This window comes from Chitinophaga sp. HK235 (genome assembly GCF_018255755.1).
GTDB lineage: Bacteria > Bacteroidota > Bacteroidia > Chitinophagales > Chitinophagaceae > Chitinophaga.
The window spans coordinates 7160210-7184362 of the sequence record NZ_CP073766.1; the positions used below are offsets into that span (position 1 = coordinate 7160210).

At 42.7% G+C, this 24153-nt stretch carries 21 protein-coding genes and 1 tRNA gene; 14 read left to right on the forward strand and 8 right to left on the reverse strand.

All coding sequences use genetic code 11. The annotated features are described in order from the left end of the window. The first annotated feature begins 13 nt into the window (after positions 1–13). Positions 14–1765 (forward strand): hypothetical protein, encoded by a 1752-nt coding sequence (locus tag KD145_RS27475; protein WP_212003012.1) that lies wholly within the window; start codon positions 14–16, stop codon positions 1763–1765. 93 nt (positions 1766–1858) lie between these two features. On the opposite strand, the gene KD145_RS27480 is transcribed toward KD145_RS27475, so the two are convergent. Next, positions 1859–2257, reverse strand: a complete 399-nt coding sequence (locus KD145_RS27480; RefSeq protein ID WP_212003013.1) for a helix-turn-helix domain-containing protein — start codon at positions 2255–2257, stop codon at positions 1859–1861. 81 nt (positions 2258–2338) lie between these two features. On the opposite strand from KD145_RS27480, the gene KD145_RS27485 reads away from it, so the two are divergent. From KD145_RS27485 to KD145_RS27520, 8 genes are all read left to right on the forward strand, one after another. Further along, positions 2339–3235 carry an NAD(P)H-binding protein gene (locus tag KD145_RS27485; RefSeq protein WP_212003014.1) on the forward strand — a complete coding sequence of 299 codons (897 nt, stop codon included), beginning with the start codon at positions 2339–2341 and terminating at the stop codon, positions 3233–3235. Positions 3236–3551: 316 nt separating this feature from the next. Further along, positions 3552–4382: a hypothetical protein gene (locus tag KD145_RS27490; RefSeq protein ID WP_212003015.1), complete on the forward strand. Its 831-nt coding sequence runs from the start codon at positions 3552–3554 to the stop codon at positions 4380–4382. Between the two features lie 235 nt (positions 4383–4617). Beyond that, positions 4618–4827: a hypothetical protein gene (locus KD145_RS27495; RefSeq protein ID WP_212003016.1), complete on the forward strand. Its 210-nt coding sequence runs from the start codon at positions 4618–4620 to the stop codon at positions 4825–4827. A 255-nt stretch (positions 4828–5082) separates the two neighbouring features. After that, a complete protein-coding gene (locus KD145_RS27500) occupies positions 5083–5619 on the forward strand; it encodes an RNA polymerase sigma-70 factor (RefSeq protein ID WP_212003017.1) in 537 nt (178 codons plus the stop codon). A 55-nt stretch (positions 5620–5674) separates the two neighbouring features. Beyond that, complete coding sequence (locus tag KD145_RS27505) at positions 5675–6670, forward strand: FecR family protein (protein ID WP_212003018.1); 996 nt, start codon at positions 5675–5677, stop codon at positions 6668–6670. Between the two features lie 47 nt (positions 6671–6717). After that, positions 6718–9288: a TonB-dependent receptor gene (locus KD145_RS27510; RefSeq protein WP_212003019.1), complete on the forward strand. Its 2571-nt coding sequence runs from the start codon at positions 6718–6720 to the stop codon at positions 9286–9288. 171 nt (positions 9289–9459) lie between these two features. Next, the gene (locus KD145_RS27515) at positions 9460–10212 is read left to right on the forward strand and encodes a DUF4397 domain-containing protein (protein WP_212003020.1); all 753 of its coding nucleotides are present in this window, start codon (positions 9460–9462) and stop codon (positions 10210–10212) included. A 199-nt stretch (positions 10213–10411) separates the two neighbouring features. After that, positions 10412–10825 (forward strand): hypothetical protein, encoded by a 414-nt coding sequence (locus tag KD145_RS27520; protein ID WP_212003021.1) that lies wholly within the window; start codon positions 10412–10414, stop codon positions 10823–10825. A gap of 232 nt (positions 10826–11057) precedes the next feature. Here KD145_RS27520 and KD145_RS27525 read toward each other — a convergent pair whose 3' ends face one another. From KD145_RS27525 to KD145_RS27540, 4 genes are all read right to left on the reverse strand, one after another. Continuing rightward, positions 11058–11366, reverse strand: coding sequence for a hypothetical protein (locus KD145_RS27525; protein WP_212003022.1), 309 nt, complete (start codon positions 11364–11366; stop codon positions 11058–11060). A gap of 380 nt (positions 11367–11746) precedes the next feature. Next, positions 11747–11830, reverse strand: a tRNA-Leu gene (locus KD145_RS27530). 77 nt (positions 11831–11907) lie between these two features. After that, the gene (locus KD145_RS27535; protein ID WP_212003023.1) at positions 11908–13878 is read right to left on the reverse strand and encodes a M1 family aminopeptidase; all 1971 of its coding nucleotides are present in this window, start codon (positions 13876–13878) and stop codon (positions 11908–11910) included. A gap of 50 nt (positions 13879–13928) precedes the next feature. Next, positions 13929–14726, reverse strand: a complete 798-nt coding sequence (locus tag KD145_RS27540; RefSeq protein WP_212003024.1) for a helix-turn-helix transcriptional regulator — start codon at positions 14724–14726, stop codon at positions 13929–13931. 117 nt (positions 14727–14843) lie between these two features. Here KD145_RS27540 and KD145_RS27545 point away from each other — a divergent pair, with 117 nt between their 5' ends. After that, positions 14844–15851, forward strand: coding sequence for a phosphotransferase enzyme family protein (locus tag KD145_RS27545; protein ID WP_212003025.1), 1008 nt, complete (start codon positions 14844–14846; stop codon positions 15849–15851). A 118-nt stretch (positions 15852–15969) separates the two neighbouring features. Then, a complete protein-coding gene (locus KD145_RS27550) occupies positions 15970–17046 on the forward strand; it encodes a heparin lyase I family protein (RefSeq protein ID WP_212003026.1) in 1077 nt (358 codons plus the stop codon). A 627-nt stretch (positions 17047–17673) separates the two neighbouring features. On the opposite strand, the gene KD145_RS27555 is transcribed toward KD145_RS27550, so the two are convergent. Together KD145_RS27555 and KD145_RS27560 are read right to left on the reverse strand one after the other, a co-directional pair. Next, the gene (locus KD145_RS27555; protein WP_212003027.1) at positions 17674–18078 is read right to left on the reverse strand and encodes a 5-fold beta-flower protein; all 405 of its coding nucleotides are present in this window, start codon (positions 18076–18078) and stop codon (positions 17674–17676) included. 222 nt (positions 18079–18300) lie between these two features. Next, positions 18301–18747: a GNAT family N-acetyltransferase gene (locus KD145_RS27560; RefSeq protein ID WP_212003028.1), complete on the reverse strand. Its 447-nt coding sequence runs from the start codon at positions 18745–18747 to the stop codon at positions 18301–18303. 90 nt (positions 18748–18837) lie between these two features. Here KD145_RS27560 and KD145_RS27565 point away from each other — a divergent pair, with 90 nt between their 5' ends. After that, positions 18838–20280, forward strand: a complete 1443-nt coding sequence (locus tag KD145_RS27565; protein WP_212003029.1) for a PLP-dependent aminotransferase family protein — start codon at positions 18838–18840, stop codon at positions 20278–20280. 108 nt (positions 20281–20388) lie between these two features. Beyond that, positions 20389–21585, forward strand: coding sequence for an IS256 family transposase (locus tag KD145_RS27570; RefSeq protein WP_212003030.1), 1197 nt, complete (start codon positions 20389–20391; stop codon positions 21583–21585). A 98-nt stretch (positions 21586–21683) separates the two neighbouring features. On the opposite strand, the gene KD145_RS27575 is transcribed toward KD145_RS27570, so the two are convergent. Beyond that, on the reverse strand, positions 21684–22241 hold the full coding sequence (locus KD145_RS27575; RefSeq protein ID WP_212003031.1) for a hypothetical protein: 558 nt from the start codon (positions 22239–22241) through the stop codon (positions 21684–21686). Positions 22242–22584: 343 nt separating this feature from the next. On the opposite strand from KD145_RS27575, the gene KD145_RS27580 reads away from it, so the two are divergent. Next, entirely contained in the window at positions 22585–24153 is a 1569-nt protein-coding gene (locus KD145_RS27580; protein ID WP_249219587.1) for an ABC-F family ATP-binding cassette domain-containing protein, read from the forward strand.

The window sequence follows — 24153 nt, forward strand, 5'->3', positions numbered from 1 at the left end:
AAAAATAAGTAACATGCATACATTTCATATCCCGGTAATGGGATTGGCCTACACGGTCGATAGCCCGATCAAAGTGGCGCGCTTTGGCATCTCGTCAGTTATTTCAATTGTGGAAGACCGGCTGATGGAAATGATGAGAAAGCATTACTATCCCACCATCAACCGGGAGTACACGTCTATAACTGTCTATGAAGAGAACCACCGGGAAAAAAGAATCACCGATTACCTGAATCTGGTCAATACAATTGTCCAGGCCCAGATGGAAAAACTCAGGAAAGCTGCATTTGAAAAGGGCTCCGAAATAGTAAAGTATTTTGAAATGCTGCCGGAGGACTCCCTGCTGAAGAATCTTTACCAGAAGATGCTTCATGTCACCAATACAACAGAGAAAATGGACCTGCAGGCGTTTTTACGCACACAAATAAAGCCTGGCGCCATTGATGTGAACATCATGACAAAAACGGTAGACCCTATTACGGCATTGAAGGGATATGTGAACAGCGATCTTACGGATTCATCAGTTGTTTTTTCTGCCGGTATGGACCCCCGGTTGTATAACTACCTGGAAGAATGCAGCCAGTTTGATGCAGATGCAGCAGGCGTTTTCAGGAAGAAGGTGATCGTTAAGGTGAGTGATTACCGTTCTGCCCTGATTCAGGGAAAATACCTTGCTAAAAAGGGAATCTGGGTGAGTGAGTTCAGGATTGAATCCGGTTTGAATTGCGGTGGACATGCCTTTGCTACAGAAGGATTCCTGCTGGGACCCATCATGGAAGAATTCAAATGCAACAGGAAAGAACTCATTGCTTCGTTGTTTGACCTGTACCAGGCTGCTGTAAAACGGAAAAGCGGCCGGGAGATTACCGACCCGCCTGAACTGAAGTATTCCGTACAGGGCGGCATAGGCACCTGCGAAGAAGATGAGTTCCTGCGTAATCATTACGAGGTGGCAGGCACGGGATGGGGTACCCCTTTTCTACTGGTGCCTGAGGCTACGACAGTCGATGAAGCTACGCTGAAACTATTATGTGCTGCTAAGGAAAAGGATGTGGTACTGAGCAACAGTTCTCCATTAGGCGCCCGGTTTCATTACCTGAAAGGTACCACCGGCGAAAGCGAAAGGTTGTCCCGCATCGCCAAAGACAAACCGGGAAGCCCATGTACGGAGAAGCACCTCACGTTTAATACTGAATTTACAGCAGAACCCATTTGTACAGCTTCGCACAAATACCAGCAGTTAAAGATCGCTCAACTGCAATCGCTTAATTTACCCGATGCCGAATATAAAAAGCAGCGTGACAGTGTATTGGAAAAGGAATGTTTGTGCGTAGGACTGAGCAACTCCGCCGCGATCCATTATGACGAGAAATTCGTCAGAACACTGAATGCAGTAACCGTTTGCCCCGGACCGAATATTGTCAATTTTTCAAAGGTGGTTTCGCTGCAAACGATGACGGATCATATATACGGCCGAACCGATATTCTTAGCAATCCCGACAGGCCGCACATGTTTATCGCGGAAATGCGGTTATATATCGCCTACCTGAAGGAACACCTGGAAAGCGACAGCCTTTCAGACCAGCTATCAAAAAGAACAAAATATTATTCCGCCTTTTTTCATAATCTGAATGAAGGGATCAGGTATTACCAAAAATTGGCGGATGCTGTGACAGCCGCGGGGGACAAGTTCATGGCACAACTGCAGCATGCTTATGCAGAGTTGGAATTGTTGAATTGCCGGTATATGGTGAGCGCTGTTTCGTAAGACCACATTGGTTTTTGCGGTTAAATTGAAAGCACTTAAAAAAGGAAGGTCGGATTTTATCTGACCTTTCTTTTTTTTTAGTGGCAGGCAATTTTACTCTTTCGGGAAGTCTTCCATTTGTTTTGAAAATTGTTTGGACTGTTTTCCGCCATTAATAACTGCCCATTCTGCCATGGCATATAAAACAGGTCTTAATTCCCTGCCTTTTTTTGAAAGTTGATACGTTACATAAGGCGGAACAACGGGCTTTGATTTTCGTATGATCAGTCCGTCAATTTCCAGCTGTTTCAATTGTTGTATCAATACTTTTTCAGTGATGTCCGGAATTGACTTTTTAAGTTCACTGTATCGTTTTGTTCCTGTTAGTAAGTTGAACAGAATAATCGGCTTCCAGTATCCGCCAATCCTCTCCATTACAAATGTTACCGGACAATTGGCATACGCATTGTTTTTGTTCTCTTGTATAACCGAAGTTTCTTTTACTGCTGTCATATGTATACATACTATAGGGTAAGTACTTGTACAAAAGTAAGTGCTATTTTACTTTTGTACCAGAAAATTTAAACAAAATATATGAATGTAACAGTAACAGGTTCTTTGGGAAATATCAGTCGCATTCTCATTGATAAATTGGTATCAAACGGACATGAAGTCAAAGTAATAACTTCTAACTCCGAAAGAGTAAAAGAAATTGAACAATTAAATGCCATTCCGCTTGTTGGTTCGGTGGAAGACTACGAATTTGTTAAAAGCGCTTTTGAAGGAAGTGAAGCGGTTTATTTGATGATACCGCCTAATTTCCGGACAGCCGACTTAAAAGCGTATATTAAAACTGTTGGTGAACAATACGCCAATGCGTTGAAAGCAACAGGTGTAAAGTATGCTGTGAATCTGAGTAGCGTAGGTGCTCATCTTCAAAATGGTTTAGGTCCGACAGGTTCAAATTTTCACGTTGAGCAAAAGTTGAATGAATTGCAGGATGTGAACGTGTTGCATTTGCGTCCGGGAATGTTCCTGACTAATTTTTATGGTGCCATTCCAATGATTAAGCACCAGCATATGTTAGGAAACAATTTCAGCGGTTCCGTCAATTTACCGCTTACACACCCTAAAGACATTGCAGCAGTAGCGTTCAGCGCGTTGAATGACTTGTCGTTTTCAGGCAAACAAATCCAATACATTATCAGCGATGAGAAGAACGGTTTTGAGATTGCCGAAACATTGGGTAATGCAGTCGGAAAATCAGGTGTTAACTGGATGGAGTTTTCCGATGAACAACTTCTGAATGCATTGATGCAAAGCGGATTTTCAGAACAAATGGCAAAGGTTTATATGGTTGAAATTGGTGAAGCTTTACGGGATGGCAGTTTTATGGAAGATTACAACAAAAATAAATCACTGTCTGCCGGCGGAACTACCTTGCAGGATTTTTCCAAAGAGTTTGCGGCGGCTTATCAATACGGTAACTAAAGATGATATGAGATTACAACAGATAAGGGAAGTTAGCTGTGCCCTCAGCTAACTTCCTTTACTTAATGGCATATATACGGTAAGTTATTTTGCCGGGCTTCTGCCTGGCGGCCACTGGCTACGGTTTCTTCGGCTTTCTTTTGGACGATTGTAATAAAAAGATGCCTTATTATTTATGACTTACAACTTTTTTTCAAAAGTGAAATGATAAAAAGATTAGTTTTCCTAACTGAAAATTGTTTAATGAAAACGTTTTGTTGTAAATTGTAATTTAATAATCAACAAAGTCTTTGTTGATCCCCCAAATCAAGAAAAGATGAATACAATAAAAATAGCCGGAATCTATGTTCTGATCAAAGATAATTTAAGCGTGATTGTATTGTTGCCTGCTCTGCTAGGCGGAATCTGGCAGGTTATGGAGCTTCTATGTATTGGTCCTTCATATATTCGTTTTTTCTCAGTAACGCAGTTAATTCCTGATGGCTTACTGATTCTTTCTATTTTCTTACTGATATTATTCGTGAACTTAGTTGTTATCAGGTTTCCAAAGTGGCTTGCTGATACAGATTTGGGGATGAAGGAGCTGGCCGGCAATAATAAAGAATCGTGTGAGAAGGAATATTTAAAAGGAGATAACATAGTGTATGACAAGAAGGAGATGAAAAATATTATATGTGCATTTTCCATTGGAGTTATTGGGTTTTCACATTATCTGTGGGTGAATGTTCTCTATCCGGCATTCAAAAGTCAAAGAATCGGTCTAGGTGGAATAATGGAAGTTACAATGGTATGTCCGATAATACTGATAAAGTTAAAGTTCATCTACAGATGGATAAAGGTATATTTATCTAAAACTGCTGAACTTATTCTTTACTTACTTTTCTGTCTCTCCTTTTCAGTATTAATTACTCTCTTTTTCTTCTGCCTGAAAGTATTTCATAATTCATTTTTACTTCCAGGAAATTTCAAAAACATAGCTAACATAAAAGAGAATCCTCTTGTTAAAACTACACCCACCAGAATCCCGGAGATAGTTTATTTCAATGATAAATATATCTTCATTAAAATAAAAGAGGGAAGAGGGTCAGACTCTATTGAGGTGAGAAAATTCGAAGAGTTTTTACAAAATCCCAAACCCAAATTATAGCTGATTCAAGGAGATGCTCCAGGAAAGAGCTATCATTTTGCAGTTTGTAGGGATTACTTTTGGTGATACTGTCCCGGCCATCCAACCCCAAAACACTTTTACCATTAAGCCTTTAACAGAATTTTAACAGCTCCTGTGCAAAAAGCGGATAGGAAGATTCCCTGAACGTATGTTTTACAGTCATACACGGCGGTTATTCCGGCCGGATATTCACTCACTGACTAAAAAAAATTTTATGAAGTACAGGGTATTTTTTGCGGGCATACTGGCAACAGCAGTTACAATGATTACAGCGACCGGAGCCATGGCGCAGCATGCACCATCAAAAGAACAACGTAAACAGGCGGGTGATACCACCCGGAAAGATGGCAGACATTCGGTTGTGCAGGCAGGAAAAGGCGGGCCTAAAGCAGATACCGTTCGTAAACCAGTCAAAAAGCACTAGTGTGGCATCTGTATAAAAGCAACCCGATACGGTTTATGCACCACGTGGTCTCCCGCAACAGCAGGGGGCCTTTCGTGCATGGTGGATGGGAGTGCTGCCAGAAATATTTAAAAATTAATGAAGCAACAGTAGAGGGATACATATTGAACAACGTTTTTAGTGTACAAAGAAACGGAGACCGTAGGGAACCTCTTCAGGAAAGCCCGATAAGTCACGTCAGAGGTACTGTATTATATTTTGAAAAATTTATCGCTTGTGCGTGAAGATGGTCTTTATAAACAGTTTCGGCTTGGATTCGAAAAATTTTATAACCCGCTTTGCATGTATGCCAACAGTTTTGTGAAGGAACAGAGCGTATGCGAAGATATTGTACAGGAAGTGTTTGTCAGGATATGGGAAACACGGAAGGACCTGGTACAGTCCGATAGTCTGAGATTTTACCTTTTCACGGCTGTACGCAATAACTGTCTTACTCACCTTAGCAGAGAACAACGAATGACAGTATACAGCCTTTCCGAAATAGATCTGGAAGATGATGAGACTGCCGATATTACACCTCCTGCTGATGAAACGCTGAATTACCAGGCCTTATTGGGGCTGGGGATAGAACAACTTCCTCCTAAATGCAAAGAGGTATTTCTCTTGTCCCGTATGGGAGAATTGAGTAACCAGCAGGTGGCGGATAGTCTGGGTATTTCCGTTAAAACAGTCAACAATCAGTTATGGAAAGCGCTGAAAATGCTCAGGGCTTTCGTGAGAAATACGGGCATGGGACTACTAGTTTTTTTATGAACGACATAGGAAAATAGGATAGGATTTTGTTTTGTTAAGTAGGAGAGGAGAAAATATGATGGTATTACCTGATAACATAAAAGCAATTATTGTAAACAGGCTTCGGGGAAACATCTCACCGGAAGAAGCGGAGACGCTGGATGAATGGCAGCGTCAACAATCTGTCGGGGATGAAGAACTGGCCGAATACGATAAGATATGGGCAGAAAGCGGCAATGCATTCAGTCAGCCACATTTTGATATCGCGAAAGCCTGGCAGTGTGTGGACCAGCGACTGAAAGAAGCCGGGGTTGATGAAAACACCGGAGGCCGCATTGTCAGGATTCGGAGATATTGGAGAGGGGCCGCTGCAGCAGCAGCCATCATCGTTGTTGTAGCAGGATCCTGGTTGTTCTTCCATCAAACGGGCCGGCAGGAGGTAACCTGGACTAAAGTTACCGCAGACGCCACCAATAAGTATTTCCGACTGCCTGACAGCACGTTGGTGCTGCTCCGCAAAGGTGCTACCGTTACCTATTCGGCTGCTTTTGGTCACAGCGACAGACTGGTTACACTCTCCGGGGATGCCTTCTTCGATGTTGCTCCATATGAAAAAATCCCGTTCCGGATACAGACGGAAAGGGCTGTGATAAAGGTATTGGGTACCTCCTTTGTCGTGAATACCACCATCAATACCGACCGTGTGGTGGTCGTAACCGGAAAGATTATGTTCACAGACAAAGCCAGGCCCGAAAACAAATGTATCGTTTCTGCAAAAGAGGAAGTATCCTTTACCGGCCATACGCTGGAAAAGAAGAATATAAGCGATTCAAATTACCTGGCATGGCAAACCGGTATGCTCCGGTTTACCAATACCCCTCTGATAGTGGTAGTGAAAGAGCTTTCCGCTTATTATGGTAAAACTGTTAACCTGAATGATACATTAAAAACAGGATCGGTGAAAGTAACGGCCAGTTTCCGTGAACAACCATTGCATGAAGTGCTGGAGGAAATTACGGTCATCACCGGGCTGCATTACCGTCACCAGGAAGACAGCGTAACAATTTATTGATCCTTTTACAAATGGATTGTAATAGCAAGTAATTAAAGTAAATGATAATGGTGGTATCCGCTCCGCTACGATACCCTAAAAGAGGACTGAAACTACTACTGATATTGATTATCCTTGCCGGCAACATAAACGTCACTGCACAGACGGGGCTGCTCGGCAGAAGGTTTGCATGCCATAAAACCCGCGGTACAACTACTTTTTTGCTCGAAAAAATTAGTACCTATAGTGGAACTGTTATCGAATATTCCGGCGGATATCTTGACCAGGGAGGGGAAATGCGCCTCCGGGAGGAAGAAACATCTTTGGGTTCAGTTTTGAATGAACTATTGGTGGGCAAACATGTGAAGATAGAAGAAAGGAGCGGAAAGGTGATTCTGATTCCTTCGACGGTCATGTTGACAGCTGACAGTGTGGAGAATGAGTACACGCTGTTCGGTTATATTACGGAAGAGAATAGTCTGGAACCGATACCTTATGCCATGATAAAGGACCAGGAGTCCGGGCGTGTATGCCAGTCCAATAGGTTCGGGTATTACAGCCTGCGGCTGACGGAAGGTCTTCATCACATAAAAGTAATATATGCCGGTTATCCTCCGGTAATAGCATCAGTATCCGTTAACAGCACCATCAGACGTAATCTTACCATGCGTGCAGTGGTGTTGCCGGAGGTGAAGGTGACACCGGGTTGTATGTTGCAGAAAGACGGAGGCTCCAGCCCAGAAAAGTATCTTTCTTCTGCCTATAATAATATTCTGGGGGAGAGTGATCCGGTAAGGTCATTATACCTGTTACCAGGAAATGTTGAGTCGCAGGAAACCACTGGTAAATTGATGGTACGCGGCGGAGATCCGGAACAAAATGCTTTTCTGCTCGATGGGAATCAGGTATTCAACCCTACTCATTTACTGGGTGAGCTGTCCATCGTCAGTGAAGGAGTGATGAAATCGATCCGGCAGTTTAAGAATGATTTTCCCAGCAGATTTGATGGTGCGCTGTCTTCCGTAACGGAAGTAAACACCAAAGACGGCAGTATGGATACCTGGAGCGGACAGGTAAATGCCGGGCTATTGGCAGGTGCGCTGGCGGTAGACGGGCCGCTGATAAAGGGACGTACCGCCATCGTGGCTTCTGTCAGGAAAAGCTGGTCAGACCCGTTGTTGAATGTGCTCGATAGTAACTACCGGTTGCGGTTCTATGATATTCATTTCAAAGTCACGCATCTGCTGGATAGCAATAATAAAATAATGCTCAGCGGGTATATGGGTAAAGACCGGCTGGAGCTGAGACAGAACGATTATCAGAATCTGCAGGTATGGGGCAACAGGCTCGCTACGCTCAACTGGAACCACGTGATCGGCGCCCGCTCTTTTGTGAACACCACCTTGAACGTAAGCAATTATCATAATCTGGCCGGTATGAAGCTCATCCTCTACGATGATTCAACAGGAGAGGAGAAAGAAACGAAAGCGTATAATAATTACGCATCAGTAGAGCGCTATGAGGCCAGAACACAGTTTGAGATGAATGCATCCACCAATCTGCAGTTCCGCTTCGGTGGCAAGTTATTGCACACCGTCATTCATCCTTTCGGAACAAATATTTCATCGGAACTGGGAGCAGTACAAGAGGGGTTCAAGCCCATGAAACCACTGCCATTTACAGAATACTCCTGCTACTACGAAAATGAATTCAGGTTGAGCCCCCGCCTGTTGTTAAGGCCGGGAGTGCTTTTCAGTGCTTACCGGTTCAAGGATTACCACTACAACTCATTGCAGCCGCGGTTATTCGCCAGCTACCGGATAGCGAAAAATCAGCAGCTGACTTTTTCCTTTGCACGGATGGCCCAATACCTGCACCAGGTATCAAGCCCTTTCCTGGGCATCAACAGTGAGTTATGGGTACCCAGTACCGCCATACTAAGGCCGGCCGAAAGTGACATGTTCAACCTCGGTTATAGTCTCAATGATAATAAAGGCACGCTGTTATCTGCTGATATCTATTACCGGAAAATAAACAACGTCACCAATTTTGCGGAGAAAGGAAATATCTTTTACGGTGAAGACACCTGGGAACAGGACATTCTTACCGGAAAAGGATGGAGCTACGGTGCGGAATTGCTGGCCGGAAAGCGGTGGCGGAAATGGCAGCTTCAGTTGTCGTATACGTTGGCCTGGAGCTGGCGACAGTTTGATGATGTGAATGAAGGAGAGAAATTTCCTTTCCGTTTCGACAGGCGACATCATCTGAATATAGCGGCCAACTTCCGGCCGGATAAACACTGGGATATCGGTGCTGTGTGGTACTTCAGCTCAGGCGACTGGATGCTGCGGCCGATAGGTACGCTGCCCGGTGAAGAAAGCGAACCGTTCAGGTATGAAGGTGTTTCCTACTATGATAAACGTGGCCCCAATTATCAGCGCCTCAATTGTAATGTGAACTATCGGTTTGTCACCGGGAAGCTGAATCACAAGGTGGCAGCCGGTGTATATAATGTCTATCGTACTAAAGGATTGTATTCAACAGATAGCTTCAATACAAGCGACAATGGTAATGTTACTTTATCCGGCAACCGGATATTTAATCTAACCTACTATCTTTCCTATACATTGAATTTTTGAACGCTACCCCATCTTTTTTTTAAAAAAATAGTTCCCCACGTAGGAAGTTATTCTGATCAGCTGTTTTAACAGTAGAGAATAATAACCGTATTGTATGAAATATTTTCAGCCGCAGAAAACCAGTACTACACAATGCGCTGATCAGGGAAAATTTTAATAAATCAAAAGTATATGAAACAAGTAAAAACTCAATCAGGGGCGTCTCTGACAGGTATCTCCTGTGCACTGTTGGTAACGGTAGCTTTTATGTCCTGCAATAAGAATAACGACCCCGCACCTCAGCTTGTTGTGAAAAACGCCGGTGTACAGATGATACACACTGCCCCTAAAGTAGGTGACCTGATTGTGGAAATAGATGGAAAAAAACAGCAGGATAAATTACAATTCCTGAATCAATCTAAAGCCTACGTGAATCTGCCCTTTCAAAATGAAAGTACCCTGAAATTTATGCAGGATGGTAACAAAGTGATAGTGGATACAAAATATCGTCTCAACGATAAAGGGACCTATTCCTTGTTTCTATACGATACATTGCTGAACAATAAAATCAGAGCCGTATTGCTGAACGATAATCTCGCTGATCCTGGCAAAGGTAAGACCAGCATACGCTTCCTGCATCTGTCGCCCAATACCACAGCTGTTGATATTGATATTTTCAAAGGTAGCGATAGTATCCGTCTGATCAATAATGTGGCCTATATCAGTGATAAACCGGATGTGGCAGCACTGTCTCCCTTTAAGCCAATCGCTTCCGGCGATTACCGGGTGAAAGTGAAAACGAAAGCCGGCACAACTATTACAACCGTTCTCGATATCCCGTCTGTAAAACTGGCGGAAGGAAAAGTAGTAACGCTGTATCTCAGCGGATTAACCAAAGCCACAGGAGCCTTAGGGGTGGGACTCCAGTTATGGCAGCACAGATAAACAACAGAGAACCATGTCCGGGGCTGTCTCATTATTGAGATGGCCCCTTTTTATGCTGGTCGACCAACGGGTTTTACTTCCTGAACATTTTTTACTTTCTTAACCCTGACTTGTTTCGTAATAAAATAACATCGTATTCCGGGAAAAAAAATCTATCTTAAATAAGTATTTGAAAACCTGAATTTTTAAATTTTAACCCATGAGAAAAGTACTTGTTTTAAGTTTCATGTCAGCCTTATTTTTTGTACAAAGCAATGCCGCTACAGCTAAGGAAAAAACAGTAAACCTATCTTCGATTGCAGATAAACCTGCCAACAAGATCTCAGCAGAATTTAATGTCCGGATAACCCTGGTGGATATCCATGGAGCGCCAGTTACAGGTGGTTCCGGTCTGCGTGGTTACTGGGCGCAGAACGTGGCAACCGGTGAGTATTATTACCCGGGTGGACAGGAAGATGAAGACAAGTTTGAGAACCTCCCTGCCGGTACCTACACCTTTGGTGCATACGCTGGTGCCTGGGATGGAGCTGTTTCCAAAACAGTAACGCTCAGCAGTGGAAATGTAGGCCCTGATGGCTACATTGTAGTAGCATTAACTTATTGGGTAGAATAGATTGCCCGTAAACGCAAATAAAAAGACCGGTCCACACATGTGTCCGGTCTTTTTATTTGTCCCTTAATCCCAAAAAAACTTTCTAATGGGAACGGCTATACGAATCATTAGTGGCGAATGATCATCTTAGGCGTGGATTCCTTTAGTAAAAAAGGATACCTGAAATGCATTAAGAAGCTACTCAGAATTATTTCTGATAGCCTCTTAATGTTAATGCCAGCTTCACAAAGCTTTATTTTTGCGGCCTGGCAACCTTCTGCAAACTAACATTCTCGCAAATAGCATATACTGCGTAGAAGAACATCAGTGTAAATATTGTATATCTGCTGGTATTAGCTCTGTTGACAACGGCATAGATGGTAATACCTGCCAGACAAAGCATCATTCTGCTGATCATTGCACCGTACACCCGAAGCATAAATACGCTATTGCTTTCGGCTTGTACGCCTTTACGGCTCATATTGTAAGTGAATGCTGAAAGTGAAGCTAATGCCAGGTTGCCGAAGAGTAGGACGTTGTGGTGTACACCATTGTCTAACAACCAGGTTTTAAAGTATAATAATACGACGCTCAATAAAATAAAAAGGCCAATGACTCTAAAGTAAAATCTATCCCACATTTCTGCTCTAGCATTTGATAATTAGGGCGCAAAATTACGACTAAAACTGTTAATGGCAAAATGATTAGAAATAAAAAGTAGTATCAATCAGAAATTATGTGGTACTTCTTGTAGTCGTTGTTGGTTTTGATGAATGGGTAAGGCATGCCTGTAGTGCGCTTGCACTGTAATTCAGTGTGTCATTTGGTGTGTCAGATTTGTGTTGTGAGTTGTGAGAGAAAGCGGTAGAAGCCGTTAAGAAAGACACTTGACTAAAAGTAAAAAGGCTTGTAAGTTTGTCTTACAAGCCTTTTTACTTTTAGTGCCCAGAACTGGATTCGAACCAGCACACCCTTGCAGGCGCTGCGACCTGAACACAGTGCGTCTACCAATTTCGCCATCTGGGCAACTGATTTTGTGTTTCAGGGCTGCAAAGATAAGCAGCTGTTTCAAATTTCAAAATTTATTTTTTTCAGATATAAAATTATTTCCTGAGCAGCATCGTCTTTGCTTCCATACCATCTGCTTTCTGGTTGGCTTCGTCGGCGGTAATAGCATTGTTACAAGCCCATTGTAACAGGGTAGTATCATTTTTTGCGGAAGCAAGCTGCGCGATGCGATAGTAGGTATAGGCCAGTAATTCCGGCGCACGGGATACGCTTTGCAGTGCATGCTGATAATAGGCCAGTGCTTCGTCGGGTTTGTTTTGTGTAGCGGTGATACGGCCCAGCTGATAATACAAGGAAAACTCCACTCCGTAATGATCTCCGGGAATACCTGCCTGCAGGTAGGATTTGGCCAATGCCATGGCTTCTTCCGGTTTTTGTTGTATCCGCAGATTCAATACCTGTATTACTTTGGACTGGGCAATCGCAATAGGAGTTAAGGAATCGTCCCAGTGGAGCACTTTAAAGTAAGGGTCTATCTGCACCGTTGTCACCGGACCGTTTACAGGAAGCTGCAGTTGAGTTGTGTGTTCCTGGATAGTGATATGTTGCAGCGCGATGGTACCATTGCGATAGGTGATCAGCACTTCCAGCGGCAACCGGTAGATGCTGTCTTTTTGGGTGAGTGTGAGTTGCAGCGTATTATTTTGCTGCTGCCAGCTGCTTTGCCATGCCGGCACTCCGGTGCGTTCAAACCATTGCTGGTAGAACCATTCCAGGCTGCTCCCGTAGGCGGTGGATATCTCCTGTAAAAAATTCTTCCAGGTAAGGCCATCATGACTATACTTTTCCCCAATATTTCGCAGGGCTTTATGAAATACCTGTTTGCCTGTGATATTGGATAATAACTCCAGTGCGAGAAAACCTTTGCTATCTCCAAGGATATGGCCATTGCTGCCGGTGAGGGCAACCAGCGGTTCATCATTGCCGGCAGCTGCATTTTTAAGGTAGCCAAGTCCACTCTGGTCCCGGAGATAACCAGGATAGCCTGTCTTCCGGTAGTCTACCGCATGTGTGCTGTCAAAATGTTGTACTACCTGTAAAGAACCATACTGGGCCATGCCTTCAGAGAGGAGGTCTGCTCCTGCACTGCCTTTGGAGAGGATTTTATTTCCCCACCACTGGTGGCCTATTTCATGACCAAAGAGTGCATAGTTAAATTCCCGGAGCGCTCCGGTAGGCATCACTACACCGCCCAGGATACTGGCGCCGCCGATACCGGTCAGTTCAGATACTTTTTCCGGAAATTCAATGATAGAGAAATTGGGAATGGCCAGCGGTCCAAATTCGCCGGACAGATAATCCAGTACGGATGCGGCTTTACGGGAGATGTCGCTGCCGTTGATTGTTTTACTCAGACAATAAGTATAGAAGGGGAGCCGGCCCTGATATTCCTGCCGGGTATAATTTCCAATGTACAGGGAGAAGATATCGGGTTGGGCATAATGGAATTCAAAGGTTTGTGCAAGTGGCGCTGTTGTTGTTTTAAATGTGCTGGCGGCCATGACAGGCATCAGGTGCTGTGGGGTGGTTACACGGAGCGTACCGGTGCCACGGGTATAGTTATCCGTACCATCCTCTGCGCGGGACATCACCTGCGGATACCATGCGGAGCCATAACCCCCGGCCATACAGAAACTACTGTCAAGATAGAACTGAAAGGAGGGGGCATCGCCCCGGTCATAAGCATAGCTGAAATACAATGAGGTGCCTGCAGGCAGCGAATGTTTAAACCGCCAGTGATAGGCAATATCGCCGGAAGAGTTAGTGCTGGTATACATAGTGGCGGCAATACCGCGCAGTTGCAACTGTGTGGTGCCTTTTCCCTTGCTGATAACAATGGTAACGGAATCGGCAGAAGAAGCACTGGTTTCAAAGGTAAGACTCCCTTGTACGGCAAAGATCTTTTTCTCCGGATCTACCTGTAGCTGCAGCTGGTAGTCCAGCTTTTGCTGAGCAGCAAGTAATCCCGATGAAAGCAGGCATACAAGGGTGATAAGTCGGCGCATACTTTTTTTTACAAAGTAACAGCGGCGCACCTGAAAAAAATAGTATCAGATTAACTATTCATCTGCCGCCTGAATTGAAGAGGGGTGCAATGGTAATATTGCCGGAATACCCTGATCAGATGGGAAGTATCGGAGAAGCCCGCAGACATGGCAATATCCGTTACCGGCAACCGGGTACTGAAAAGCAGGGCCATCGCTTTCATGACCCTCATTTTCAGCTGATAACCACCGATAGTCATCCCTTCCTTTTCCCTGAAGGCCCGCGCCAGATAGATGGGATGTACGAATACCCTGTCTGCAATGGATTTGATAGTATGATGTGTATCGAATTCATTTTCCAGAATAGTTTTGGCCTGAGAGAACCAGGGTAAACGGGTGGGAATTTTAATCTCCATCACTTCCGACAGCCAGTTCAGGATATATTCTTCCGGTAAAGTGGTGGAGGGATCATGCAAAAAAGCATACAATAACCGATACAGATAATTAAAAGTACCGGCTTTATAAATCATCAGTGTTGGAGGAAGACTGCCTTTCAGCATCAGCTCCTGTAATCCTGGTTGCTTAAATTCCACGTTTAGGCACCGGCCGGGCTGTTCCCGGAAATAATTGGCATGGGTGTATCCGGCGGGTCTGAATAGTATCTCTCCTGGGAGGACCGCATTTTCCGTCTGTCGGCTCACTTCATTATAACCTCCATTGATCAGCAGGCTGAGGTAGGCATTTTCGTGGTAATGTGCATGGATAATCGTATTCGGCTGATAGGCCGTAATATTCATTTTGAAGAAGGCATTCTCATTATACTGCTGTTCCTTACCAAAGTAATGACCAGGTGAAAGGATGATGCTCATAAGTTTGCCGGTATATAACAACCGGGGAATAAATTTACTTTTTATAGCAGAGATGACCAATACGGAGGTTTTGTTTATGTTTTATCTTTCAACGCAGGATTATATTATCTTTATCACATGAAATCTGTTTTCCCTGTAACTTATTCTACGCTATGCCCTGTTGCGCTATCCTCACTCATCTCAGAAAAATACGAAGTAGGAAAAGTTCAATGTAAGTTCCTGGTCAGGGGTGTAGGTGATACTTACCTGGTTGAATCATCCGAATCCCGTTTTATATTAAGGGCGTATCGTTCTTCCCACCGAAATCTGCCACAAATAAAAGAAGAAGTGGATTTGCTGCTGGCATTGAAGCAAGCCAATATTTCGGTATCATATCCGATTCCTGCTATTTCAGGAGAAACAATCCTGAAGGTTGAAGCCGCTGAAGGGGAAAGATACCTGGTGCTGTTCAGCTATGCGCCGGGTCAGGTGGTCAAATCACTGAATGAAAATCAACTTCGGGCCCTTGGTCATGAAATGGCGCGCTTTCATATTGTCGGAGCAACGATCACGCCGGGAAAAGAAAGGTGGAGCTTTGATCTGGAGACAACCCTTTTAAAACCCCTGGAAAAGTTGAGGCCCGTTTTTTCGGAAGACCCTGAAGGGTACACCTGGCTGGAACAAACAGCCAGACAGGTAGAGGAAAAGTTATCGCTGTTAAACACAGCCGGATTCTCAAAAGGTTATTGCCATTTCGACTTCCTCCCCAAAAACTTTCATTTTAAAGATGATGCAGTAACCTTTTTCGACTTTGATTTCATGGGGTATGGCTGGCAGGTAAATGATATAATGACCTTTTGGCAACACCTTGCCCTGGATGTATACACCAAAAGGATGACGCAGAAAGCGGCAGATGAAGCCTATGACATTTTTTTGAATGCATATCGTGAATATCGTCCTGTCAGTGAGCCGGAATTAGCTGTAGTACCTTATCTCTCAATCGGGTTCTGGCTTTTTTATATGGGTTTCCATACCACCCATGACCAATTCTATACTTTTAGCCAACCATCATTTCTGAAATCATATACTGGTATATTAAGACATATTGTAGAAACTTATTGGGAGAAGGACGAGAATCTGGCTTAGATGACAGCCACAAAGTTTGGATGAATCCAATACCTGTTTCTGTGAAGATGCTATCTGTTTGGTCATTTCCGGAATTGTATATTAGGTATATCTAAATAACCTCTAATAAATTCCGGACATGAAAACACCTCAGGCAATTGCCACCCTCTTCTTAGCCAGTAGTGCAATGTTTACCCTCACACATTGTACAAAAAACATGAACGCCCTTCCCGGTAAAAGTACCCTCTCCACTAACCCTGCTACTACTGCGACTGTAAATGTCCAGTCACTTCTATGGGATGGTGACGCTGCGTTGGGCGCATCCAACGTATGGAAAGTGCTTAATATTGAAGGTACGGGCACTATCTCCGTAGATACAGATCCCGTTTACGGACAGGTATGGAAGTTCTACAAACCCGCCGGCAGCCACCGTACAGAAGGACACGGTGCCAAAAACTACCAGGCGGCGGAAGGAGACGATATCTATATCGGATGGCGGTCTAAACTGGACATACCAGCCACGCAGAACACCAACGCTGTATTCCAGTGGAAAGCATATGGCTCTACACTGCCCATGACACAAAACTATCCGATCGTAGTAAGTACTTCCAGCTCCGGTACCCTTCATCTTATGCATTACGCACCTGGGAAAATAGGTACCGAAGTATGGGTGACGCCACTCTCGCGCAATACATGGAATACAATGGTACTGCACCTGAAAGTATCGCGGGATGCCAGTATCGGGTTCATCGAATTTTGGTATAATGGTGTCAAACAAACACTCGTTAATGGCACACAGCGTTATCCGGCCCGCACACTGGATGCCGATTATTGTGATCCCAAATTTGGCGTGTACGGCGGCGATCCCAGCGACATCACCAACTATGTACATGCTATCAAAATAGCCTCCACCTATGCAGATGCTGCACCAACCGGTGGCGGTAGTAATCTGTTGGCAACCATGTACCAAAATTGCAGTTATACCGGATGGTCCGCTACCTTCGGTATTGGCAGCTATACTACAGCAGATATCACCGCCAAAGGCGGTATCGACAACGATGCTTCATCACTTAAAATACCTGCAGGATTAAAAGTAACCCTGTATGACGGTGACAACTTCACCGGTGACTCACTGGTACTAACAGCCGATGGCAGCTGCCTGAAGAACAATAGCTTTAATGATAAAGTCTCTTCCATGAAAGTGGAAGCAAACTGATATGATAAAAGAACAGTCGTTTCCATTTCCGGAAACGACTGTCCTTTTATCCTTTTGTTTTCCTGAAAAACCGGCCAATGCTGTATGCCAGGCTCATAGTGATACACAAAGGACATACCCCGAATCTGAAAAATACGGCAGCAACCTTTTTGTACCAAGGCAGGTTTGCCGGGATAACCGGACAGCTTACCCCATCCTTTTCAAATGATTCCATATTAATTGGTTTTGGTTATCCAAAAAAATGATAGAGGCATAAGGCTGTCAATACTACCGAGATGATGCAGAGTATAAGTTTTGTTCTTCCTGACATGATTTGTTGTTTAAAGGGTGAATTTGAATATTAATACCTGTCAGTAAAAATTATCACCCATTAAAAAGAGATGCATTTCAAAATCGCATTAACTTAGCAACATTCTGGTTTATTCAGGGAATCGGCGGCGGTATGCTGGTGTTTTCGCCAATATTCCGGTGGGTATTGTTGTGGGGGGGCTGATATTAATTTTTTGTGAGAAACGGATCGTACGAAAAGAGAAGGACAGAATTGTTGCAGCATACCCATGTACGTACAGGTCTTGTATTATCTTTCATTACAGCCTTTGGCATTGCACTGTTTTCCATCCTGGGAATTTAGAAATCAAAAAAGAAGAAAATTAATGCGGCCCACTCTTTTTTAATACCAGAGGCTGATCCCAGGCTGCTGTAGTTCCTGTCCTGGACGGTGCCATCTTTTTTGATGTAACCCATAGTACTATAGTTACGGTCTTGTATGGTCCCGTCTTTTTTTACATAACCAATAGTAGAGTAGCTGCTGTTTGCTATTTGCTCACCTCTTATATAACCGATGGTTTGGTAATTTGCATTCTGTATTGTACCATCGCTTTTGATGTAACCCACCGTACTATAGTGACTGTTTTTAATTACCCCATCACTGCTTACCGTGAATCGGGTGCTGCCACTGGTGGACTTAATAGTTTGTGCTTCTACAAATCCGCTGCAAAGTAGGAGGCCAATTGCAATGATTAACTTTTTCATGGGTATAAGTAAGAGGATTTATTATTGATACTTTTACCAAGTTAAGATGTTTTGTGAATTTTTTCCGCTTTGTCACGCAAGCTATTTGTAAACTTTTTAAATGATGGTTTCACCGCTGTTGTTATCTTATCTTTATAACCAGCGTAATTTTTAGTTACGCTGGTTATCAGATAATCGGGGTTTTTGCTACAATCACAATTCTGGGAAATTGATAGTCACCTTTTATTTCCACCAATGATAATAATTATGTAGCCCATCGTATTCGAAGCCACAACGAGGATACAGCTTGTTACCGATAGCATTTGTTTTTTCTGTTTCAAGCATCAGGCCACAAGCGCCTGTTTCTTCACACCATTGTTTGCTGCGATCAATCAGTGCTACCGACAATCCAGATCCCCTGTAGTCCGGATGAACGAACAAATCACTTAACAGCCATTGCTTTTGTAATTTGGTATAGTGGAATAATTTGTAGAGCTGTACAAAGCCAACAGCCTTCCCGTCAACAATAGCCAGGAAGATATCCGATTCGCTGTTTAAAAACCGCTCTTTCAGGAAAGATTTTCCTTTTTTTACGTCTGATTCCTGACGATAAAATACACGATAAAGATCGAATAACTCAGCTGTCTCGTCCAGGTCTTCCAGGCTTGCTTTTCTAATCTTGTAGTCCATATGCAAATATTACTTTTGTTTGTTTACGCAAAAATACCGCGGAGATGGACTACCTTTATGATCCAGATTTTAATTATTAGGTAGTCCAGAATGTTGCCGTTTGAGCATATTATTATAATTGACAAGGAAAGTAAAGTTGCTGTTTATAAGCAGATAGCTTTTTCTATTACGAATGCTATTCAGCGTGGTACATTGAAGGCTGGTACTCATCTGCCCGGCAGTCGCGAATTAGCGAAATCCCTGGGTGTCCATCGTAAAACAGTGATGGCAGCCTATGATGAATTGAGTGCACAGGATTGGATCATAATTACGCCCAGAAAGCATATTTCGGTTGCTGAACGAATTCCCTTGCTTAAACCCCGGAAGTGGAGTTCGGAACCGTCCGCGTTACCATACCAGCATGACTTTCACATCGGGTTCAGGATAATTGACAATGGAGTTCAGAAAACAAACACCACACCGAATCCGGAGATAATAATTGATGATGGTTGCCCAGATGTCAGGCTGTCACCGATCGATGCGTTGTTGAGAACCTATCGTTCCTATACTTCTTTCAAGTATGCTATTAAAGATGCCAATACCGGCACAGAACAGGGAACTGCTAAACTAAGAGAAGAACTGGCCCATTATCTTTCTGAAACAAGAGGGTTGAATATTTCTGCCAGCAATCTTTTGATAACACATGGCGCACAGATGGGTATTTTTATTGCTTCACGGCTTCTTTTGGAGCCTGGTTCCAATATCATCGTTGGTAAACCAAATTATCCTTCTGCGGGTAGGGCGTTTGAAGAAACAGGAGCTCAACTCATAGAAGTGCGCACCGATGAACATGGGATTAATGTGGACGATATTGAAGCAGTCTGTAAGAAGAAAAAGGTTACTGCCGTGTATGTAATTCCGCACCATCACTATCCGACAACTGTAACACTTAGCGCAGAAAGACGGCTGAAATTATTAGAACTTTCCATCCGGTTTTCATTTGCTATCATTGAAGATGACTATGACTATGATTATCATTATACAACGTCTCCCTATTTACCCTTGGCGAGTTGCAAACATGACGGAAGTGTAATTTATATTGGTTCTTTTTCTAAAATGCTCGATCCATCACTACGTATAGGCTTTATGGTGGCTCCCGAAAATTTTATTACGCAGTGTGTTGCATTGAGAAAAATAATTGATGTTGGGGGTGATGGCTACATGCAAAATGCGTTGGCTGCTTTGATCAAAAACGGGGAACTAAAACGCCATGTCAAAAAAGCAAAGAAATGTTATCATCAACGTAGAGATTTTTTGGATACTTTATTGAGAGAAAAGTTAGGTAAATACATCTCGTATACATTGCCGTCAGGCGGGATGGCAATTTGGGTAAAATTAAATCCGGAATTTTCAGTAACTCAACTGATGTCACATCCTAAACTAAAAGTTACCCGAATTGATATTGAACATAATGCTTTTCGCTTTGGATTTGCTTCAATGAATGAAAAAGAACTGGAACTGGCAGTAGCATTTTTGCACGCGATGCTGGACTAAAACAACATAAAAAACGTTCACGTTTCGGGACACTATCTCAAAAACTGTGTAAATCATAAAAATCGGGGTTTCGCTCGGATTTTTTAATTTTAAAGCATATACAGTTTTATGAAGACAGAAGATTTTTTATCAGACGACTTTCTGAAGCAGTTTAAAACAGCAGATCAGCTAAATAATTTCCTGGCCCAGATTCAGAAGCGGGGCATTGAAAAGATGCTGGAAGGTGAATTGGATAGCCATTTAGGCTATGATAAGCATGAGCCAAATGAAAGCGAAAATAGCCGTAATGGATACGGTAAAAAGAAGATTAAGACCAGCTATGGTGAATCTGAGATAAAAGTTCCCAGAGATCGTGATGCCAGTTTTAACCCTATGATCGTACCTAAACGCGAAGGCATGGTTCAGGGCCTTGAAGAGATAATAGTGTCTTTTTATGCCAAGGGGATGAGCGTGTCTGACATAGAAGAGCAAATAAGAGAAGCCTATAAATTTGACGTTTCGACGGCCACGATCAGCCGCATCACCAGCCGTGTGACCGAAGATATTGTCGCCTGGCAAAACCGACCGTTAGAACCAGTTTATCTCATCGTCTGGATGGATGGCATTGTGTTCAAGGTACGGGAGAACAGCAAAGTAGTGAACAAAACCATCTATATCGCTGTGGGCCTAAAGCGGGATGGCCTCAAAGAAGTCCTGGGAATGTGGCTGGGGAAGAATGAATCAGCTGCCTATTGGATGACTGTACTTACAGATCTGAAGGCCCGTGGCCTGGAAGATATTCTAATAACGGCCACGGATAATCTTAATGGCTTTACTCAGACCATCAAATCGGTGTTCCCACAGTCTGCTACTCAGGTTTGTGTCGTACACCAGATACGCAACAGCTGCCGTTATGTAGTCTGGAAAGATAAAAAGGAGTTTACTACGGACATGAAAGATGTTTATGCAGCACCAACCAGACAAGCTGCCATGGCGGCTCTTGACGCCCTGGATGCTAAATGGAGTACAAAGTATGCATACGCCATCAAAAGCTGGCGCGAAAACTGGGAAGACCTCACTATCTTTTTTGACTTCCCCATGGAGATCAGACAGATCATCTACACGACCAATCTCATCGAAAATCTGAACGGTAAAATTAGAAAATATACCAAAAACAAGCTATCCTTCCCTACTGACGAAGCTGTCCTTAAATCTGTATACCTGGCTTTACGGGAAGTGTCAAAAAAATGGACCATGCCCATTAGAAACTGGGGCATGATCCTAAATCAGTTTTTAACTATTTTTGATAAAAGGGTGAGAATCTAACCTTTAATTTGATCCCCGATTTTTAAGTTTACACACTTATTGAAATAGTCCCCGTTTCGGCGAACGTTTTTTTATGGTAGTGATTTTAATGCCTGGTATTAGTTAGAGCTGGCATCCTTGATGAGCTGCTGCTTATCTTTGTTCAGGTCTTTTTTATCCTGTTGCAGGTCTTTACGTTCGTGTTTCAGTTGTTGTCTGTCTTTACTCAAGCCGCGTTTATCGCTGTTGATGTCTTTTCGGTCGTTCTTCAGGTCTTTGAAGTCAGCATTACGGTCAGTCCTGTCTTTGTTGATATCTTTCCTTTCTGCATTAATTTCTTTTTGCTCTTTCCATGCATCTTTATAGTCGCCTTTTTTTACGTCAGCATTCTGTTCAGTGCGTTCCTGTCTGATCTCTGCTTTATCGTGGGCGATGTCTTTGTTGTCTTTGTTCAGGTCAGTCCTGTCTTTAGCTGCATCTTTACGGTCTTTGTTCAGATCGGCCTTATCTTTTACGATGTCTTTTTTCTCACCACGAATTTCTTTAACATCCTTATGGATATCATGACGATCATGTTTGATATCATGTGCATCGTGCATTAAGCGGTGAGCATTCTGTGCTTGTGCAGTAGCACCAATTGCTAAAGTGGCAGTAGCTAAAATCAAAAGTGCTTTCATGTTGCTTATGGTTTAATTAGTAAAACAGATTACATGAAAAAGTAGACTGAGTTATAAAATAAAAGTTTAATGCATGTGGAGAAAAAAATCATCCCGTGTAAATACCTTTTCAGAGGTGTTAATAAAGTATGATATATTTATATATACTAATATATATAATAGATTATACAGCAAGATATATAGGTAAAGGCAAGCGTGAATCGAAAGCAATTTTCCATCGGTCATTTTTTTATTTTAACATTTTTGTCTAACAAAAATGAATATTTAATGCCATATTTGCCTTCTTGGAATGAAGTATTAATATTTAAAATCAAAAAATCCCGTGGGCTTAATTATAAGATCATTGAATTATGTTCATCCAGATAATGAGGAGCTATTCTATGACTTGAACTTTATTTTAAATGATGGAGAAAAGGCCGCATTGGTTGGAATAAATGGCGCCGGTAAATCAACACTGCTTCGCATCGTTTCAGGAAAACTTGAATTAACATCGGGAGAAATTATCTCTTCGGAGATACCCTGGTATGTACCACAACATTTGGGAGAGTTTGACACATGGTCTGTCGCTCAGGTATTAGGAGCAGATAAGAAACTGGATGCGCTTCATGCTATTTTAGGAGGAGATACTGATGTACAGCATTTTACACAGTTGGATGATGATTGGGATATCGAAAATAAAGTTAAAAAGGTCCTTGAAAAATGGGAACTTGGTAATATAAGTGAAAATCGGTTAATAGGAAGCCTAAGCGGTGGTCAGAAGACAAAAGCTTTTCTTTCAGCAATGGATATGAATAGCCCGAATCTTATTTTGTTAGACGAGCCCTCCAATCATCTGGACATCAAAACCAGAATGAAACTTTACACGATGATCCTTCAAAGCAAATCAACCATGCTTATAGTGAGTCATGATAGAACATTATTGAATCTCATGAACAAAACGCTGGAACTTAATGAAAAGGGAATTGAAGTATTTGGAGGAAATTTTGAGTTTTATCAGCAGAAAAAAATGGAAAAAGTAAATGCATTGCGCGCCCGGTTGAACGAGCAATCCAAAGCATTGAAAGAGTCCGAGAAAAAAGCCACGGATATGGCTGGCCAAAGGGCACAGCAGGAATCCAAAGGTCGGTCGGCAGGATTGAGCAATTCAATACCACGTATTATTGCTGGTGGTCTAAAAAACAAAGCTGAACGCAGTACTGCGAGAATGCTAAATGCACATGAAGAAAAAATAGCCACTCTGCTGCATAATATTGAAGAGACCAAAGCACAAATCCAGGAATATGAAATTCTTAAAATCGATATCAAGACTCCGGAACTAAGTCCAGGGAAGTTGCTTATCGATATTGCAGATGTTAACTTTAAGTATAGTGATAGATTTTTATGGAATAATCTTAGCTTTCAGATTAAATCCGGCGAGCGAGTACAAATCGAAGGCGGGAATGGAAGCGGGAAGACCACATTGCTGAAAATTATTACACGGGAGCTAAAACCTTTTGAAGGCAGCTATAACAGTTCAGCATTCTCTTACTTTTATCTTGATCAGAACTACTCGATGATAGATCCTAAACTAAGTGTTTATGAACAAATACAAGAATATAATAAACGTGGGTTAGAGGAGCATGAATTAAAAGAATTATTAGTTTATTCCCAGTTTAAACCGGCAGCTTTTGATAAAAAATGCTCAGGGTTAAGTGGTGGAGAGAGAATGAAATTATCGTTGAGTTGTCTGTTAGTAAGTAATCAGGAGCCGGATTTACTGATTCTTGATGAACCGACAAATAATCTTGACATTCGGAGTTTGGAAGTGTTGACTTTGGCAGTAAAAAATTTCGGGGGTACGCTGTTAGTGATTTCGCATGATGATTATTTTATCAACGAAATTGGAATTGACTATAGAATAAGTTTAACTTAA

Excerpts from the sequence above, each read along its gene's own strand:
- KD145_RS27475 (WP_212003012.1), top strand. The coding sequence starts at position 14 with ATGCATACATTTCATATCCCGGTAATGGGATTGGCCTACACGGTCGAT.
- KD145_RS27480 (WP_212003013.1), bottom strand. The coding sequence starts at position 2,257 with ATGACAGCAGTAAAAGAAACTTCGGTTATACAAGAGAACAAAAACAAT.
- KD145_RS27485 (WP_212003014.1), top strand. The coding sequence starts at position 2,339 with ATGAATGTAACAGTAACAGGTTCTTTGGGAAATATCAGTCGCATTCTC.
- KD145_RS27490 (WP_212003015.1), top strand. The coding sequence starts at position 3,552 with ATGAATACAATAAAAATAGCCGGAATCTATGTTCTGATCAAAGATAAT.
- KD145_RS27495 (WP_212003016.1), top strand. The coding sequence starts at position 4,618 with ATGAAGTACAGGGTATTTTTTGCGGGCATACTGGCAACAGCAGTTACA.
- KD145_RS27505 (WP_212003018.1), top strand. The coding sequence starts at position 5,675 with ATGATGGTATTACCTGATAACATAAAAGCAATTATTGTAAACAGGCTT.
- KD145_RS27510 (WP_212003019.1), top strand. The coding sequence starts at position 6,718 with ATGGTGGTATCCGCTCCGCTACGATACCCTAAAAGAGGACTGAAACTA.
- KD145_RS27515 (WP_212003020.1), top strand. The coding sequence starts at position 9,460 with ATGAAACAAGTAAAAACTCAATCAGGGGCGTCTCTGACAGGTATCTCC.
- KD145_RS27520 (WP_212003021.1), top strand. The coding sequence starts at position 10,412 with ATGAGAAAAGTACTTGTTTTAAGTTTCATGTCAGCCTTATTTTTTGTA.
- KD145_RS27535 (WP_212003023.1), bottom strand. The coding sequence starts at position 13,878 with ATGCGCCGACTTATCACCCTTGTATGCCTGCTTTCATCGGGATTACTT.
- KD145_RS27540 (WP_212003024.1), bottom strand. The coding sequence starts at position 14,726 with ATGAGCATCATCCTTTCACCTGGTCATTACTTTGGTAAGGAACAGCAG.
- KD145_RS27545 (WP_212003025.1), top strand. The coding sequence starts at position 14,844 with ATGAAATCTGTTTTCCCTGTAACTTATTCTACGCTATGCCCTGTTGCG.
- KD145_RS27550 (WP_212003026.1), top strand. The coding sequence starts at position 15,970 with ATGAAAACACCTCAGGCAATTGCCACCCTCTTCTTAGCCAGTAGTGCA.
- KD145_RS27555 (WP_212003027.1), bottom strand. The coding sequence starts at position 18,078 with ATGAAAAAGTTAATCATTGCAATTGGCCTCCTACTTTGCAGCGGATTT.
- KD145_RS27560 (WP_212003028.1), bottom strand. The coding sequence starts at position 18,747 with ATGGACTACAAGATTAGAAAAGCAAGCCTGGAAGACCTGGACGAGACA.
- KD145_RS27565 (WP_212003029.1), top strand. The coding sequence starts at position 18,838 with ATGTTGCCGTTTGAGCATATTATTATAATTGACAAGGAAAGTAAAGTT.
- KD145_RS27570 (WP_212003030.1), top strand. The coding sequence starts at position 20,389 with ATGAAGACAGAAGATTTTTTATCAGACGACTTTCTGAAGCAGTTTAAA.
- KD145_RS27575 (WP_212003031.1), bottom strand. The coding sequence starts at position 22,241 with ATGAAAGCACTTTTGATTTTAGCTACTGCCACTTTAGCAATTGGTGCT.